This window comes from Pontivivens ytuae (assembly GCF_015679265.1).
Classification (GTDB): domain Bacteria; phylum Pseudomonadota; class Alphaproteobacteria; order Rhodobacterales; family Rhodobacteraceae; genus Pontivivens; species Pontivivens ytuae.
Genome location: NZ_CP064942.1, coordinates 1,353,153 through 1,367,571, shown reverse-complemented (window position 1 = coordinate 1,367,571; position 14,419 = coordinate 1,353,153). Strand labels below are relative to the sequence as shown.

The window sequence follows — 14,419 nt, the reverse complement described above, 5'->3', positions numbered from 1 at the left end:
GATGGCCCACGCGAAGAACCACGATTACCACGTCCTGCCGCCGAGCATCTGGCCTTTCGTCGGCGGGGTGTCCTGCTTCGTGATGCTGTTCGGCGCCGTGCTCTGGATGCAGGGCATCACGCCGTTCGTGTTTGCCATCGGCCTCGTCGGCACGCTCTTCACGATGTGGAGCTGGTGGGCCGAGGTGATCCTGGAAAGCCGCGCGGGCGACCATACCCCGGTGGTGCAGATCGGCCTGCGCTACGGCGTGATCCTCTTCATCATCTCGGAGGTCTTCTTCTTCGTCGCGTGGTTCTGGAGCTTCTTCAAGCACGCGCTCTACCCGGCCACGGTCGAAACCGTGGGTGGCGTCTGGCCGCCGGTCGGTGTCGAGACCTTCGACCCCTGGCACCTGCCGCTGATCAACACGCTGATCCTGCTGCTGTCGGGCTGTGCCGCAACCTGGGCGCACCACGCGATCGTGCATGACAACGACCGCAAGGCGATGGCGCAGGGCATCCTCGTCGCCGTGCTGCTTGGCGCGATCTTCACAGTGTTCCAGGCCTACGAGTACACGCACGCCTCGTTCGGCTTTGCGAACTCGATCTACGGCGCGAACTTCTTCATGGCGACGGGCTTCCACGGCGCGCACGTCCTGATCGGGACGCTGTTCCTGCTGGTCTGCCTTGTCCGTGCGCGGCAGGGCGACTTCACCGCGAACAAGCATGTCGGGTTTGAGGCTGCGGCCTGGTACTGGCACTTCGTCGACGTGGTCTGGCTGTTCCTGTTCGCGGCGATCTACATCTGGGGCGCCTGAACCACGCCTTGAGGGATTTTGGCGCCGCGCGGGTCCCTCGCGCGGCGCTTTTCGTTTCGGAGAGCCTTTGATGAGCCGTCTTGCAGCCCCGCTGATCCTCGGCCTTGCCGGCTGCGCGATCCTCGTCTCGCTGGGGATCTGGCAGGTGCAGCGGCTGGGCTGGAAGCAGGACCTGATCGCCCGGACCGAGGCGATGATGGCGAGTGCGCCGGGTCCGCTGCCGGCGGAGCCCATCGAGGAGACGCATGAATACACCCCCGTGACCGTCGCCGGGCGGATCGTGGAGGGAGAGCTTCACGCGCTCACCACCCGCCGCGGCTCCGGCCCCGGTTTCCGCGTCATCGCGCCCTTCGAGACCGAGGACGGCCGACGGATCATGATCGACCGCGGCTACGTCCGGGAGGTGGAGAAGACCGCCGTGCGTCCGCTCGGCGAGGCGGAGCTGATGGGCATCCTCCACTGGCCCGACGAGCGGACCTTCGACACGCCGGCCAACGATGTGGAGCGCAACTTCTGGTTCGCCCGCGACGTGGCCGAGATGGCGGAGGTGCTGGAGGCAGAGCCGGTGCTGGTGGTCGTCGCCGAGCCTGCCTTTGACGGCGCGCCGGAGCCGCTGCCGATCACGGCGGCCTATCACAACCGGCATCTGGAATATGCGGTGACGTGGTTCGGCCTCGCGCTCGCCTGGGCGCTGATGACGGTGATCTGGATCCGGTCGCGGCTGGTCTAGCGCCGGTCGGCGAGGGATTTCGCCAGCACGCACATGATCTCGAACATGATGTTCACGCCGAGCCAGGCGGTGCCGCCGGACGGATCGAAGGGAGGCGAGACCTCAACGAGGTCCGCGCCGATCAGGTTGAGCCCCTCGAGCGCGCGGACGCATTGCTGCGCCTGGAAGCTGGTCGGCCCGCCGACCTCCGGCGTGCCGGTGCCGGGCGCGTAGGCGGGGTCGATGAAGTCGATGTCGAAGGAGCAGTAGGTCGGCGCGTCGCCGAGGATGTCGCGCGCCTCCTCCATCACGTCGGCGATGCCGCGCTCGAAGAACTCCTCGATGGTCACGATGCGGACGCCCTGCGCGCGGCCCCACTCGATATCCTCGCCATCGTACATCGGGCCGCGGATGCCGATCTGGACGACGCGGCGCGGGTCGAGCACGCCTTCCTCGATCGCGCGGCGGAACGGGGTGCCGTGGGTGTAGCGATAGCCGCCGAAATAGCTGTCGTAGAGGTCGGTATGCGCGTCGAAGTGGATCATGCCGAGCGGGCCGTCGGCGCCGAGCGCGCGCAGAACGGGCAGGGAGGTGAGGTGATCGCCGCCCGCGGTCATCGGCGCGATGCCCTGGGCCGCGACGGCCTTGTAGAACGTCGTTACCCGCTCCAGCGTATCGTGCAGATCCACCGGATTGGGGTTCACGTCGCCGAGATCCGCGCAATTGCAGAGCGCGAAGGGATCGAGGCCGGAGGCCGGGTTCACCCGCCGCATCATCGTGGAGTAGTCGCGGAGCTGTCGTGGCCCGTGCCGCGGGCCCGGACGGTTGGTCGTGCCCGCGTCCCACGGGATGCCGATCAGGCCGAGCTCGACCTCGGCGCGCTTGGGATCCTCGGGCGTGAGATAGGGCAGGCGCATGAAGCTCGGCACACCGGCGAAGCGCGGCAGCTCCTGGCCGGAAATCGGGTGAAAGAACGGATCGGACATGGGGCCCCCTGGCAACCGGCGGGCCTCTTGCCGCGCCGCTCCTCCTCCGTCACCTTTCCAGAAAATACGCGCAGTGCAACAGGCTGCGTGCAGCGGGAGGGCAGTCATGGCGGGGATCGCGGTCATCACGGGAGCGGGCACGGGGATCGGTCGGGCGGCGGCGGAGGCGCTGGCCGCGGAGGGCTGGACGCTGGCCCTGATCGGGCGACGGCGCGGGCCGTTGGAGGAGGTGGCGAATGGCCGCGCTGCGAGCGTGCATCCGGCCGATATCTCGGATCCGGAGCAGGTGGAGCGGGCGTTTGCGGACATCGCGGCGGAGCATAGCCGGGTGGACCTGCTCTTCAACAATGCGGGCCGGGGCTCGCCGCCGCGGACGATCGATGAGACGACGCTCGACGACTGGTTCGGGGTGTTGGGCGCGAACCTGACCGGCGCGTTCCTGTGCGCGCGGGCGGCCTTCGGGATCATGCGGCGGCAGGCGCCGCAGGGCGGGCGGATCATCAACAACGGCTCGATCTCCGCCCATGCGCCGCGGCCGGGTTCGGTGCCCTATACGACGACGAAGCACGCGATGACGGGGCTGACGAAATCGCTGAGCCTGGACGGGCGGGCCTTCGATATCGCCTGCGGTCAGATCGATATCGGCAATGCGCTGACCGAGATGGCGCAGCCGATGACGCAAGGCGTGCCGCAGGCCGACGGATCGATACGGGCGGAGGCGACGATGGATCCGGCGCATGTGGGCCGCGCCGTGGCGCAGATGGCGGCGCTGCCGCTCGACGCCAACGTGCAGTTCATAACGATCATGGCGCGCGATATGCCTTACATCGGGCGCGGTTAGACCGAACGCGGTCAGGCGGCGGGCCGTCCCGGCGCGAAGACGGCGCGGTTCCGGCCCGTATCCTTGGCGTGGTAGAGCGCGGCGTCGGCGTCGCGCAGCAGTTCCGCATAGCCAAGATCCGCATCCGCGCGCACCACGCCGGCGGAGAGTGTCATGGGCACCGTTAGCCCCTCCACCGCCACGGTGCAGGTGAAGGGCTCGCAAAGGCGCGTGGTCAGCGCCTCCAGCGCGGCGGGATCGCGGGTTCGGGCGAGAACCGCGAACTCCTCCCCGCCGTAGCGCGCTACCACGTCGCCCGGGCCGACCGAGCCGCTCAGATGCGCTGCACAGCGGACGAGGCATGTGTCGCCGACCGCGTGCCCGTGCCGATCGTTGATGCGCTTGAAATGGTCGATGTCGAGCAGGATGAAGGCGCCGAAGCTCCTCCGCTCCTCCCCCAACCGCCGCAGCAGCTCACGCCGGTTCGGCAGGCCTGTCAGCATGTCGGTCGTGGCGAGATGCTTGAGCTGCCCCTGCAGGCGGTGCTGGTGCCGGATGATGCTCAGCGCGAAGAGGGTGAAGGGAAAGGCGACCATCGATGTGGTCTGAACGTGTGCGAGCAGCGACATGGAGAGCGCGCCGTTCATCGCGAACTCGACCGTCAGGTTCAGCCCGTTGATCGCCGCGATGAAGAGGGCGGTCTTCAGCACCCAGTCCAGCGGGCCGCGTGGCGCGAGATAGTCGACGAGGCGTTCCATATGCGTCCTGACAATCCGTCCCCGATCGCAAGAGACCCGCTGCACCTTACGATAACGTTAAGCGTCGTTGCTCAGATGCGTGCGCAGGTCGCGCAGGAAGGGGAGGGCGGCGCGGATCCGCTCACGCCCCATCCCCTCCAGCACGTCCTCGAAGACCGGCGTGACGGACTGGACGGCGTAGTCGCGGGCGGCGCGGCCGGCGGGGCTGATCGTGACCCACTTCTTGCGCCCATCTTCCCAATCGGGGCGGATGTGGACCCAGCCCGCGACCTCCAGCTTCTTGAGCGTGTTGGTCATCGTGCCCTTGGTGACATGGAAGACGCGGGCGAGCTGGGCTGGTGTCTTTTCCCCGCCCAACCGGGCAAAATGGTTGAGGACGGCGAACTGGCTGAGCTCCATCCCCTTGGGCAGGGCGCGTTGCAGGCGCCCGCGGGCGAGCTGCTCCAGCGTGTCGATCTCGCTGAGGAGCGCGATGGCCAGGGGGTCGGAGCTGTTTTCGGTCATGCGCGCGAAGGTGGCCGAAAGGCTCTCCTGTTGGCAAGCGCGGGGATGGCGCGGCGGGCCTTCGCGACGGCGTCGAGGTCGAGATCGACGAAGGTGACGCCGGGTGCCTCCCCACCATCGGCCAGCACCTCGCCCCAGGGGGAGATGGCGAGCGAGTGGCCCCAGGTCTTACGGCCCGAACCCCCATGCGTGCCGCACTGGGCGGGAGCGAGGACGAAACAGCCGGTCTCGATCGCGCGGGCGCGCAGCAGCACCTCCCAATGGGCGCGGCCGGTGGGCACGGTGAAGGCGGAGGGGACGGTGAGGATCTGCGCCCCGGCCTCGGCAAGCTGGGTGTAGAGCGGCGGGAAGCGCATGTCGTAGCAGACGGTCATGCCGAGGGTGGCGCCCGCCGCCTCCACCGTCACCGCGGCTTCGCCGGGGCGGTAGCCCTTCGATTCGCGATACGTGTTTTCGGCGTCCACGGCGGCGTCGAACATGTGGATCTTGTCGTAGGTGGCGCGGATGGCGCCGTCGGGGCCGATCAGGATGGAGCGGTTGGAAAAGCGGCTCTCGTTATCGTTCTTCACGGCGAGCGAGCCGATGAGGAGGGTGATGTCGAGCTCTGCTGCCACTTCGCGCAGGCGGGCGAGGGTCGGATCGTCGGCCTCGGTGCGCAGCATCTCCTCCTGCCGCTTGCGGGAGAGGGAGACGCAGTTGGTGACCTCGGGCGTCGCGATCAGGGTCGCGCCGCCTGCGGCGGCCTGGCGCACGAAGGCTTCCGTGATGGGAAGGTTGGCCGCCGGGTCGTCGCTGGAGGTGAGCTGGACCAGCGCGGCGCGCAGCATCAGGCGGCCAGCATCGGGTCGAGCTTGCCCGCGCGGTCGAGCGCGTAGAGGTCGTCGCAGCCGCCGATCGGCGTGCCGTCGATGAAGATCTGCGGCACCGTGCGCCCGCCATTGGAGCGCTGGGTCATCTCCGCCCGCTTGCCGGGGTTCGACATCACGTCGATCTCGGTGAAGCTGACGCCCTTCTGGTTCAGAAGGCGCTTGGCCGCATGGCAGAACCCGCAGATGGGCGTGGTGTAGATCTCGACCGGTTTCATGTCAGTCCTCCTGAGCCTTGGAGGATATAGGCATCGGCGCGTCGCGTACAACGCGGGCGAGGGTGAGGACGTTGACCTCGGCCGCTCCGGCCTCCGTCAGGGCGCGGGCGCAGGCGGATAGGGTGGCGCCGGTGGTCAGCACGTCGTCGATGAGGAGGACGGTCTTTCCGGCGACCGGGTGGGGGGAGAGGCCGATGGCGGCGTCGAGGATCTCCCGTCGCTCGCCGCGTGGTCGGCCGTCGAGGCTGGGGGTGGCGCGGGTGCGGCGCAGGAGGGTCGGGACGGCCTTGTCGGGCGCGACAGCCCGCGCGAGCTCCGCCGACTGGTTGTAGCGGCGTTTGACGAGGCGCGACCAGTGCAGGGGGACGGGAGCCACGATATCCGCCCGCTCGATCAGGTCGCCCCCGGCGCGGCGGAGCCAGGTGGCCAGCGCCGGCACCACGTCCAGCCGGTCGCCATGCTTGAGTTGCAGCACGATGCGGCGGCCGATCGCGGAGTAGACGAGGGCCGCGCGCCCCCGGTGCCAGTCCGGCGGGTGCCGGGTGCAGTCGTCGCAGCGCAGGTCGTCGGGCTTGTCGGCGCCGTCCACCGGCGCGCCGCATTGGGCGCAGACGGGGCCGGAGATGAACTCCGTGCCCGACCAGCAGTCGGAGCAGAGCCCGCCCGCAAGCTCCGTCTCCGCCGGGCAGGCGATGCAGCGGGGTGGGTAGATCAGGTCGATCAGCTTGCGCAGTGCGACAGTCATGCCCTTCCCCTTTGCCTGCCAGCGGATTAGGTCCACTTCATGGAACAGACCCTCGTCGATCGGATGGCCTTGGCCCGTCGCCGTGCCCGCGCAAGCGGCGCGACCTTCCTGCACGAGGAGGCGGCGCGCGAGGTTTCAGAGAGGCTCGCCGAGGTTAACAAATCCTTTACGGCGCCCGCGGTGATCGGGCCGGAGGCCGCACTCTGGGCCGATCTGCTGGGGCTCGACGCGGTGCAGGTGCCCGATGACGACGTGCTGGCGCTGGAGGAGGGGGCGCATGATCTGGTGGTCCACGGCCTCGCGCTGCACTGGGCGAACGACCCGGTTGGCCAGCTCGTGCAGATGCGCCGGGCGCTGCGGCCTGATGGGCTGATGCTCGCGGCGCTCTTCGGGGGCGAGACGCTGCAGGAGCTGCGCCGCGCCTTTTCCGACGCGGAGGTGGAGGTGACGGGCGGGCTCTCGCCCCGTGTCGCACCGATGGGCGAGATCCGCGACCTCGGCGCGCTGTTGCAACGGGCGGGCTTCGCGCTGCCGGTGGCCGATGCGATGCCGCTAACGGTGGACTACGCCGATCCCCTCGCCCTGATGCGCGACCTGCGCGCGATGGGGGAGACCAACGTCCTGGCCGCGCGTCATCGTGCTCCGCTGCGCCGGGCGGTGCTGATGCGGGCCGCCGAGCTCTACCACCAGCACTTCGCCCGGCCCGACGGGCGGATCACCGCGACCTTCGAGATCGTGTTCCTGACCGGCTGGGCGCCCGCCGAGAGCCAGCAGAAGCCGCTGCGCCCCGGATCGGCCCGCACCCGGCTCGCCGACGCGCTGCGCGTGCCGGAGCACAGCGCGGGGGAGAAGGCCGGTGGCTGATCCGCGCGCGCACGGCCCCCGTATGAACCACGGCCCTTCCGCTTGACGCGCGCCCGTCGCGGAAGAACAAGAAACGGAGCCCATGAGGAGCCCGACATGCTCGACCAGACCAAGACCGAAATCGACCATCCCGGCAGCGGCCGCCTCGCCCATGCGGAGAGCGACCACCCGCCGGTGCCGCGGGCACGGGTCGGCGTCATCATCGCCAATCTCGGGACGCCGGACGGGACGGATTACTGGTCGATGCGGCGCTATCTCAACGAGTTCCTGTCGGACCGCCGGGTGATCGACTACTCGCCGCTGCTCTGGCAGCCGCTGTTGCAGGGGATCATCCTGACGAAGCGGCCGTTCTCCTCTGGCAAGGCCTATGCGGGCATCTGGAACGAGGAGAAGGACGAGAGCCCGCTGCTCACCATCACCCGCGCGCAGACCGAAAAGCTGGCCGAGGCGATGGCCGCGAAGTTCGGCGACGACGTGATCGTCGATTTCGCCATGCGCTACGGCAACCCGTCGACCCAGTCGGTCATCGAGCGGGTGAAGGCGGCGGGCGCCGAGCGGATCGTGTTCTTCCCGCTCTATCCGCAGTATTCGGCCGCCACGACCGGCACCGCGAATGACCAGGCGTTCCGCGCGCTGATGAAGATGCGCTGGCAGCCCTACATCCGCACCGTCCCCGCCTATTACGAGCATCCGCTCTATATCGAGGCGCTGGCGAAGTCGGTGGAGGAGACCTACGCCAAGCTGTCGTCGAAGCCCGATATCCTCGTCACCTCCTATCACGGCGTGCCGAAGCGCTATCTGATGGAGGGCGATCCCTATCACTGCCAGTGCCAGAAGACGACGCGCCTGATGCGCGAGCGGCTGGGCTGGGACAAGTCGCAGGTGGTCACGACCTTCCAGTCGAAGTTCGGCCCCGAAGAGTGGCTTCAGCCCTACACGGTGGAGGAGGTCGCGCGCCTCGCCGAGGCGGGTCACAAGCACATCGCGGTGATGGCGCCTGCGTTCTCCTCCGACTGCGTCGAGACGCTCGAAGAGATCAACGAGGAGATCAAGGAGAGCTTCGAGGAGGCGGGCGGCGAGACCTTCACCTACATCCCCTGCCTCAACGACGCCCCGGCGCATATCGACATGATGATGGCCGTGCTCGAGAACGAGATGCGCGGCTGGGTCTGAGGCCGCGCCGGTCTTCCAAACTGTTCTCTGAAACGACAAACGCCGGCGTTTGCAGTTTGGTGAATCGGTCGTGTTTAGACCGGGTATCCGTGGAACAGCTTGTTGCCCACCCGGATGGTGATCCGGCCATCGCGCATCGCAGAGACGAAACGACCCTGCACGGCGATGTAGCTGCTGAGCATGATGGTTTTAAGCACGCGCATTTCCCCCTTTTTATATTTTTCTGAATAAGAAGTTATCGGCCGCTGCGATAGTGTCAAATGAGACAATCTACCTGAAATGGATCAAATTTTATCGATCTCGGTCAGAGCCAGTCGATCAGATGGGCCACAAGGGGAACATCGGCCTCCGGCATCGGCAGCTCACGCAGCTCCGACTTGCGGACCCAGCGCAGCGCCTGCCCCTCCTGTCCTTGCGCGATGCCGGTCCATTTCCGACAGGCGAAGAGCGGCATCAGGAGGTGAAAGTCCTTGTATGCATGGCTCGCGAAGGTGAGCGGGGCTAGGCAGCTCTCCCACGTGCCGATGCCGAGCTCCTCCTGCAGTTCCCGGATCAGGGCGGCTTCGGGCGTTTCGCCGGGCTCGACCTTGCCGCCGGGAAACTCCCAGAGGCCGGCCATGCTCTTGCCCTCGGGGCGTTGCGCCAAAAGGACGCGCCCGTCGGGATCGATCAGGGCGACGGCGGAGACGAGGACCATCCTCATGAGCGGTAGTCGGCGTTGATCGCGATGTAGCGGTCGGTCAGATCGCAGGTCCAGACGGTGTCGGTGCCACCGCCGATGCCCAGATCGACGCGGATAGTGATCTCGTCCTGCTTCATGTGCTCGGCGCCCGCATCCTCGCTGTAGCTCTCGGCCACCCAGCCCTCCTGTGCGACGAGCACGTCGCCGAAGCGGATGGTGAGGCGGTCGCGGTCGGCGGGCTCGCCCGACTTGCCTACGGCCATGACGATGCGGCCCCAGTTGGGGTCCTCGCCCGCGATGGCGGTCTTCACGAGGGGGGAGTTGGCGATGGACATGCCGATGCGGCGGGCTGAGGCGTCGGAGGCGGCGCCGCTTACCGCGATCTCCACGAACTTGCGAGCGCCCTCGCCGTCGCGGACCACCTGATGGGCGAGGTCGAGCATGACGGCGTGCAGCGCTTCCTCGAAGACCTGGACGCGCGGGTCGTCGCGCGTCTCGATCCGCTTCATCTCCGCGCGGCCGGTGGCGCCGAGGATCAGGGTGTCGGAGGTCGAGGTGTCGCCGTCCACCGTGATCGCGTTGAAGGTCTCGTGCGTGAGCTCCGACAGGATCTCCTGCAGCACGGGCCGGGCGATGGCGGCGTCGGTGAAGATGTAGACGAGCATCGTCGCCATGTCGGGCGCGATCATGCCGGAGCCCTTGGCGATGCCGGAGATCGTGACCGGCGCGCCGAGGTCGCAGGTCGTGCTCGCCCCCTTCACATAAGTGTCGGTCGTCATGATCGCGGCGGCGGCGCGGGCGCCGTTCTCCGCCGAGAGCCCCGCGATCAGTTCGTCGAGCTTCGCCTCGATCCGGTCGTGGGGCAGCCGCTCGCCGATCACGCCGGTGGAGGCGGGGAAGATGTGGGTGGCCGGGCAGCCCAGCCGGTCGGCGAGGGCCGTGGCCAGCGTATCCGTGGAGGTATCGCCATGCTTGCCGGTGAAGGCATTGGCGTTGCCCGAGTTGACGAGGATCGCGAAGGGCGCGTCGGCGGCAGGCAGGATCTTCAGGTGCCGCTCGCACATCAGCACCGGCGCGGCGCGGGTGGCGGAGCGGGTGAAGACGCCCGCGACGCTGCTGCCCGGTGCGAGCTCGGCCAGCATCACGTCGAGCCGGCCCTGGTAGCGGACACCCGCCTCGACGGCTGCGAACCGGACGCCGTCGACCGGCGCGAGCTTGGTCGCGCCCTCGCGCGGCGCCAGCGGGGCGGCGTCGGCCTTGGCCGTTTCCGGCAGCAATCGGGTGATGGTGGGCATGGGGTCCTCCCGGGCCGGATCACGGTCCGGGAGGGAATGCGCTTATTCGGCTGTCAGATCAAGCGTATCCAGGGCGCCTTCCGGAACGTCGAGTTCGACGCGCTCGATCTCCGCGCCCTCGCGCAGCGAATCGATTTCGCCCTGCAGGGCTTCCTGGTTGAGCTGTTGGATGATCTCCGGCCGGACCTGCTCGATCGGGGGCAGGGGGCTCAGCCGGGTCTCGTTGAGCAGGACGACGTGCCAGCCGAACTGGGTCTGCACGGGCTCGGACACGCCGCCGACTTCGAGCGCCTGGACGGCCGCATCGAATTCGGGGACCATCTGGCCCGGGCCGAACCAGCCAAGATTGCCGCCATTGGGCCCGGACGGGCCTGTGGAGCGTTCCTGCGCCAGAGCCGCGAAATCGGCGCCGCCGTCGAGCTCGGTGATGACCTCGCGGGCCTCCTCCTCGCTCTCGACGAGGATGTGGGAGGCGTTGAACTCGGTCGTCCGGGTCATGCCGGAGGTGACCTCTTCATAGGCCTCCTCGATCGCGTCGTCGGTGACGGCGGAGTTCAGCACCTCGGCGATGGTCTCGTTGGCGAGCACGCCGCGGCGCTCGTTCTCGAGCTGCACGCGGACGCGGCGGCGGTCGAGCGCCCCCTCCCCCTCGGCCTGATCGGCGAGCAGGGTCTGGTCGATGAGCTGGTCGACGAGGCCCTCGTAGAGCACCTCGGTCGGGAGCTGCCGATACTGTTGCGGCAGCCGGTCACGGATGGCGGCGACGTGGCCCAGCGTGATCTCGGTCCCGTTTACGGTGGCGACGACCGTGTCGAGGTCGAGCTCGACCGGTTCGGCCTCGGGCTCCGCCTCGGCGACGGGTGCCGCATCCTCGACAGGTGCCGCTTCGGTATCTGTCGTTTCGCTCCCAGTTTCCTGAGCCGTGGCGCTCCAGGCGATGGCAAGGCTCAGCGCGAGCGCAGTGGTCATTGTCAGCTTGGACATCTGATCTCCAGGACACGGACCGCTGGGGGGGAACGGCCCTGTTTGTATTCGTTTCGTGACGGCGGACACGTCTTGCCCGCCGTTGACAGCCGCAGTGCCGGGACTTACTTCCTTATGCGCTTTTGAAAGGCCAGACGCACCGCCGCCGCGCCAAACTAGGATGTCAGTCGCGGTCGGGCAACCTTCCCGGCATGACAGTTTCGGCAAGTGGGCAGGCTGCGCGGTCACAGCCAAGCGAGGAACATTCATGCTCGGATTCGGAACGGTCGCGAAGAAGCTCTTCGGCACGACCAATGACCGCAAGGTCCGCTCCGTCCGCCCGCTCGTCGAGAAAATCAATGCACTAGAGCCTGATATGCAGGCCCTCGACGATACCGCCCTCAAGGCCAAGACCCACGAATTCGTCGGCCGTCACGAGAATGGCGAGAGCCTCGACGACCTGCTGCCCGAAGCCTTCGCCGCGATGCGCGAGGCGGCGGTGCGGTCGCTGGGCATGCGTCCTTTTGACGTGCAGCTCATCGGCGGGATCTTCCTGCACCGCGGTAACATCTCCGAGATGAAGACCGGTGAGGGCAAGACGCTGATGGCGACGCTGCCCGTCTACCTCAACGCGCTCACCCGCCGCGGCGTCCATGTCGTGACGGTGAACGACTACCTCGCCCGCCGCGATGCGGAGTGGATGGCGAAGGTCTACAACTTCATGGGGCTGTCCGTCGGCGTCGTCGTGCCGGGGATGGAGGAGCAGGCGAAGAAGCAGGCCTACGATTGCGACGTGGTCTATGCCACGAACAACGAGCTCGGCTTCGACTACCTGCGCGACAACATGAAGACTTCGATCGACCAGATGGTGCAGCGCGACCACTACTTCGCCATCGTGGACGAGGTCGACTCGATCCTGATCGACGAGGCGCGCACGCCGCTCATCATCTCCGGCCCCACGCAGGACCGCTCGGAGCTCTACATCACCCTCGACAAGTTCATTCCCGAACTGAGCGAGGAGCATTACGAGCTCGATGAGAAGCAGCGCAGCGCCACGCTGACCGAGGAGGGCAACGAGTTCCTCGAAGGTCGGTTGAAGGAAGCGGGCCTGCTGGAAGAAGACGCGACGATGTACGACCCGGAGTCGACCACCATCGTGCACCACGTCACCCAGGCCCTGCGCGCGCACAAGCTCTTCACCCGCGACAAGGACTACATCGTCAAGAACGACGAGGTGATCCTGATCGACGAGTTCACCGGCCGCATGATGCAGGGCCGCCGCATGTCCGAAGGTCTCCACCAGGCGATGGAGGCCAAGGAAGGCGTGAAGATCCAGCCGGAGAACGTGACGCTCGCGAGCGTGACCTTCCAGAACTACTTCCGCCTCTACGACAAGCTCGGTGGCATGACCGGCACCGCGATGACCGAGGCCGACGAGTTCATGGAGATCTACGGCCTCGGCGTGGTCGAGGTGCCCACGAACCGGCCCATCGCGCGCGAGGATCACGACGATCAGGTCTACCGCACCACGCGGGAGAAGTACGAAGCCATCGTCGATGAGATCAAGAAGGCGCAGGAGAAGGGCCAGCCGACGCTGGTCGGCACCACTTCCATCGAGAAGTCGGAGCTCCTGTCCCAGATGCTGAAGAAGGCCGGGGTGCAGCACAACGTGCTCAACGCCCGCTTCCACGAGCAGGAGGCCGCCATCATCGCGCAGGCCGGCCGCTACGGCGCCGTCACGATCGCGACGAACATGGCGGGCCGCGGGACCGACATCAAACTCGGCGGCAACGCGGAGATGATGGCGCAGGTCGAGGCGGCGGAGAAGGGCATCACCGACGAGGGCGAGATCGCCACGCTCGAGCAGAAGCACGAGAGCGAGGTCGAGGCGGAGAAGCAGAAGGTGCTCGACGCCGGCGGCCTCTTCGTTCTGGCCACCGAGCGCCACGAATCGCGCCGGATCGACAACCAGCTCCGCGGCCGCTCGGGTCGTCAGGGCGATCCGGGTCGCACGAACTTCTACCTCAGCCTCGAAGACGACCTGATGCGCATCTTCGGCTCCGACCGGCTGGACAACATGCTCCAGAAGCTCGGGATGAAGGAAGGCGAGGCGATCATCCATCCCTGGGTGAACAAGGCGCTGGAGCGCGCGCAGGGCAAGGTCGAGGCGCGCAACTTCGATATCCGCAAGAACCTGCTGAAGTACGACGACGTGATGAACGACCAGCGGAAGGCCATCTTCGGCCAGCGGCGGGAGATCATGGAGGCGGACGACCTCTCCGAAATCGTCACCGACATGCGCCACGAGGTGGTCGACGATCTGGTCACGGAGCACGTCCCCGCCCGCGCCTATGCCGACCAGTGGGAGACGGAAGCGCTGTCCGAGCGGGTCCGCGACGTCTTCGGCCTCGACCTGCCGGTCGTCGCCTGGGCCGACGAGGAAGGCGTGGACGACGAGGATCTGCGCGAGCGCATCACCGCCGAGGTGGACAACGCCGCGGCGAAGAAGGTCGGCCAGTACGGGGCCGACACCATGCGCGGCGTCGAGAAGCGGATTCTGCTCCAGACCATCGACAAGGAGTGGCGCGAGCACCTGCTGACGCTCGACCACCTGCGCTCGGTCATCGGGTTCCGCGGCTACGCGCAGCGCGATCCGCTCAACGAGTTCAAGACGGAGGCGTTCGCGCTGTTCGAGGGGCTCCTGTCCGGCCTGCGGGAGAAGGTGACGAAGCAGCTCGCGCACGTGCAGGTCCTCTCGCCCGAGGAGCGCCAGCAGATCATCGAGCGGATGCAGGCGCTGGCCGCCGAGCAGGCGAACGCGCCGCAGGTCGCACAGACCCCGGCGCCGACGCCCGAGCCTGTCGGCGCGGGCGCGCCTGCCGGGCGGAGTGCCCCCGCAGGTCCGGCGCTCGACCCAGAGCGGCCCGAGACCTGGGGCGAGGTCGGCCGCAACGCCCCGTGCCCCTGCGGCTCCGGCAAGAAGTACAAGCACTGTCACGGCCGCGTTTGACCTGACGCGGCCTCCGGCCACCATCCCGCG

The 14,419-nt window shown here is 67.7% G+C and carries 16 protein-coding genes; 6 read left to right on the top strand and 10 right to left on the bottom strand.

The window, feature by feature from the left end:
• Position 1 precedes the first annotated feature (1 nt).
• Together I0K15_RS06565 and I0K15_RS06560 are read left to right on the top strand one after the other, a co-directional pair.
• Positions 2 to 796 (top strand): cytochrome c oxidase subunit 3, encoded by a 795-nt coding sequence (locus I0K15_RS06565; protein WP_196104592.1) that lies wholly within the window; start codon positions 2 to 4, stop codon positions 794 to 796.
• A gap of 70 nt (positions 797 to 866) precedes the next feature.
• Positions 867 to 1,526, top strand: a complete 660-nt coding sequence (locus tag I0K15_RS06560) for an SURF1 family protein (protein WP_196104591.1) — start codon at positions 867 to 869, stop codon at positions 1,524 to 1,526.
• On the opposite strand, the gene speB is transcribed toward I0K15_RS06560, so the two are convergent.
• On the bottom strand, positions 1,523 to 2,491 hold the full coding sequence (gene speB, locus I0K15_RS06555; protein ID WP_196104590.1) for an agmatinase: 969 nt from the start codon (positions 2,489 to 2,491) through the stop codon (positions 1,523 to 1,525). The two genes, I0K15_RS06560 and speB, sit on opposite strands and share 4 nt — an antisense overlap.
• 106 nt (positions 2,492 to 2,597) lie before the next feature.
• Between speB and I0K15_RS06550 the strand changes: the two genes are divergently transcribed.
• Entirely contained in the window at positions 2,598 to 3,332 is a 735-nt protein-coding gene (locus I0K15_RS06550; RefSeq protein WP_196104589.1) for an SDR family oxidoreductase, read from the top strand.
• A gap of 11 nt (positions 3,333 to 3,343) precedes the next feature.
• Here I0K15_RS06550 and I0K15_RS06545 read toward each other — a convergent pair whose 3' ends face one another.
• Genes I0K15_RS06545 through I0K15_RS06525 form a run of 5 tightly spaced genes read right to left on the bottom strand, consistent with a single transcriptional unit; the run spans position 3,344 to position 6,402 of the window.
• On the bottom strand, positions 3,344 to 4,069 hold the full coding sequence (locus I0K15_RS06545; protein WP_196104588.1) for a GGDEF domain-containing protein: 726 nt from the start codon (positions 4,067 to 4,069) through the stop codon (positions 3,344 to 3,346).
• 57 nt (positions 4,070 to 4,126) lie between these two features.
• Entirely contained in the window at positions 4,127 to 4,573 is a 447-nt protein-coding gene (locus I0K15_RS06540; protein ID WP_196104587.1) for a MarR family winged helix-turn-helix transcriptional regulator, read from the bottom strand.
• Positions 4,570 to 5,397: a carbon-nitrogen hydrolase family protein gene (locus I0K15_RS06535; protein WP_196105394.1), complete on the bottom strand. Its 828-nt coding sequence runs from the start codon at positions 5,395 to 5,397 to the stop codon at positions 4,570 to 4,572. Before I0K15_RS06535 ends, I0K15_RS06540 begins: the two co-directional genes overlap by 4 nt.
• 2 nt (positions 5,398 to 5,399) lie before the next feature.
• The gene (gene grxC / locus I0K15_RS06530) at positions 5,400 to 5,657 is read right to left on the bottom strand and encodes a glutaredoxin 3 (RefSeq protein ID WP_196104586.1); all 258 of its coding nucleotides are present in this window, start codon (positions 5,655 to 5,657) and stop codon (positions 5,400 to 5,402) included.
• A 1-nt stretch (position 5,658) separates the two neighbouring features.
• Complete coding sequence (locus I0K15_RS06525) at positions 5,659 to 6,402, bottom strand: ComF family protein (protein ID WP_196104585.1); 744 nt, start codon at positions 6,400 to 6,402, stop codon at positions 5,659 to 5,661.
• Between the two features lie 39 nt (positions 6,403 to 6,441).
• Here I0K15_RS06525 and I0K15_RS06520 point away from each other — a divergent pair, with 39 nt between their 5' ends.
• Positions 6,442 to 7,266, top strand: a complete 825-nt coding sequence (locus I0K15_RS06520; protein ID WP_196104584.1) for a methyltransferase domain-containing protein — start codon at positions 6,442 to 6,444, stop codon at positions 7,264 to 7,266.
• Between the two features lie 96 nt (positions 7,267 to 7,362).
• The gene (hemH, locus tag I0K15_RS06515; protein WP_196104583.1) at positions 7,363 to 8,439 is read left to right on the top strand and encodes a ferrochelatase; all 1,077 of its coding nucleotides are present in this window, start codon (positions 7,363 to 7,365) and stop codon (positions 8,437 to 8,439) included.
• A gap of 74 nt (positions 8,440 to 8,513) precedes the next feature.
• On the opposite strand, the gene I0K15_RS21165 is transcribed toward hemH, so the two are convergent.
• The 4 genes from I0K15_RS21165 to I0K15_RS06500 form a co-directional block, all read right to left on the bottom strand.
• Positions 8,514 to 8,642, bottom strand: a complete 129-nt coding sequence (locus I0K15_RS21165) for a hypothetical protein (RefSeq protein ID WP_277882917.1) — start codon at positions 8,640 to 8,642, stop codon at positions 8,514 to 8,516.
• 101 nt (positions 8,643 to 8,743) lie between these two features.
• Entirely contained in the window at positions 8,744 to 9,142 is a 399-nt protein-coding gene (locus I0K15_RS06510; RefSeq protein ID WP_196104582.1) for a (deoxy)nucleoside triphosphate pyrophosphohydrolase, read from the bottom strand.
• Entirely contained in the window at positions 9,139 to 10,416 is a 1,278-nt protein-coding gene (gene argJ, locus I0K15_RS06505; protein WP_196104581.1) for a bifunctional glutamate N-acetyltransferase/amino-acid acetyltransferase ArgJ, read from the bottom strand. The genes I0K15_RS06510 and argJ overlap by 4 nt, the downstream gene beginning before the upstream one ends.
• Before the next feature lie 42 nt (positions 10,417 to 10,458).
• Positions 10,459 to 11,400: a peptidylprolyl isomerase gene (locus tag I0K15_RS06500; protein ID WP_230374319.1), complete on the bottom strand. Its 942-nt coding sequence runs from the start codon at positions 11,398 to 11,400 to the stop codon at positions 10,459 to 10,461.
• A 247-nt stretch (positions 11,401 to 11,647) separates the two neighbouring features.
• Between I0K15_RS06500 and secA the strand changes: the two genes are divergently transcribed.
• Positions 11,648 to 14,389 carry a preprotein translocase subunit SecA gene (gene secA / locus I0K15_RS06495; protein WP_196104580.1) on the top strand — a complete coding sequence of 914 codons (2,742 nt, stop codon included), beginning with the start codon at positions 11,648 to 11,650 and terminating at the stop codon, positions 14,387 to 14,389.
• Positions 14,390 to 14,419: the final 30 nt, after the last annotated feature.

Coding starts and splice junctions, on each gene's coding strand:
- grxC (WP_196104586.1), bottom strand. CDS start 5,657: ATGAAACCGGTCGAGATCTACACCACGCCCATCTGCGGGTTCTGCCAT.
- I0K15_RS06550 (WP_196104589.1), top strand. CDS start 2,598: ATGGCGGGGATCGCGGTCATCACGGGAGCGGGCACGGGGATCGGTCGG.
- secA (WP_196104580.1), top strand. CDS start 11,648: ATGCTCGGATTCGGAACGGTCGCGAAGAAGCTCTTCGGCACGACCAAT.
- I0K15_RS06565 (WP_196104592.1), top strand. CDS start 2: ATGGCCCACGCGAAGAACCACGATTACCACGTCCTGCCGCCGAGCATC.
- hemH (WP_196104583.1), top strand. CDS start 7,363: ATGCTCGACCAGACCAAGACCGAAATCGACCATCCCGGCAGCGGCCGC.
- I0K15_RS06545 (WP_196104588.1), bottom strand. CDS start 4,069: ATGGAACGCCTCGTCGACTATCTCGCGCCACGCGGCCCGCTGGACTGG.
- argJ (WP_196104581.1), bottom strand. CDS start 10,416: ATGCCCACCATCACCCGATTGCTGCCGGAAACGGCCAAGGCCGACGCC.
- I0K15_RS06540 (WP_196104587.1), bottom strand. CDS start 4,573: ATGACCGAAAACAGCTCCGACCCCCTGGCCATCGCGCTCCTCAGCGAG.
- I0K15_RS06520 (WP_196104584.1), top strand. CDS start 6,442: ATGGAACAGACCCTCGTCGATCGGATGGCCTTGGCCCGTCGCCGTGCC.
- I0K15_RS06510 (WP_196104582.1), bottom strand. CDS start 9,142: ATGAGGATGGTCCTCGTCTCCGCCGTCGCCCTGATCGATCCCGACGGG.
- I0K15_RS06500 (WP_230374319.1), bottom strand. CDS start 11,400: ATGTCCAAGCTGACAATGACCACTGCGCTCGCGCTGAGCCTTGCCATC.
- I0K15_RS21165 (WP_277882917.1), bottom strand. CDS start 8,642: ATGCGCGTGCTTAAAACCATCATGCTCAGCAGCTACATCGCCGTGCAG.
- I0K15_RS06560 (WP_196104591.1), top strand. CDS start 867: ATGAGCCGTCTTGCAGCCCCGCTGATCCTCGGCCTTGCCGGCTGCGCG.
- speB (WP_196104590.1), bottom strand. CDS start 2,491: ATGTCCGATCCGTTCTTTCACCCGATTTCCGGCCAGGAGCTGCCGCGC.
- I0K15_RS06525 (WP_196104585.1), bottom strand. CDS start 6,402: ATGACTGTCGCACTGCGCAAGCTGATCGACCTGATCTACCCACCCCGC.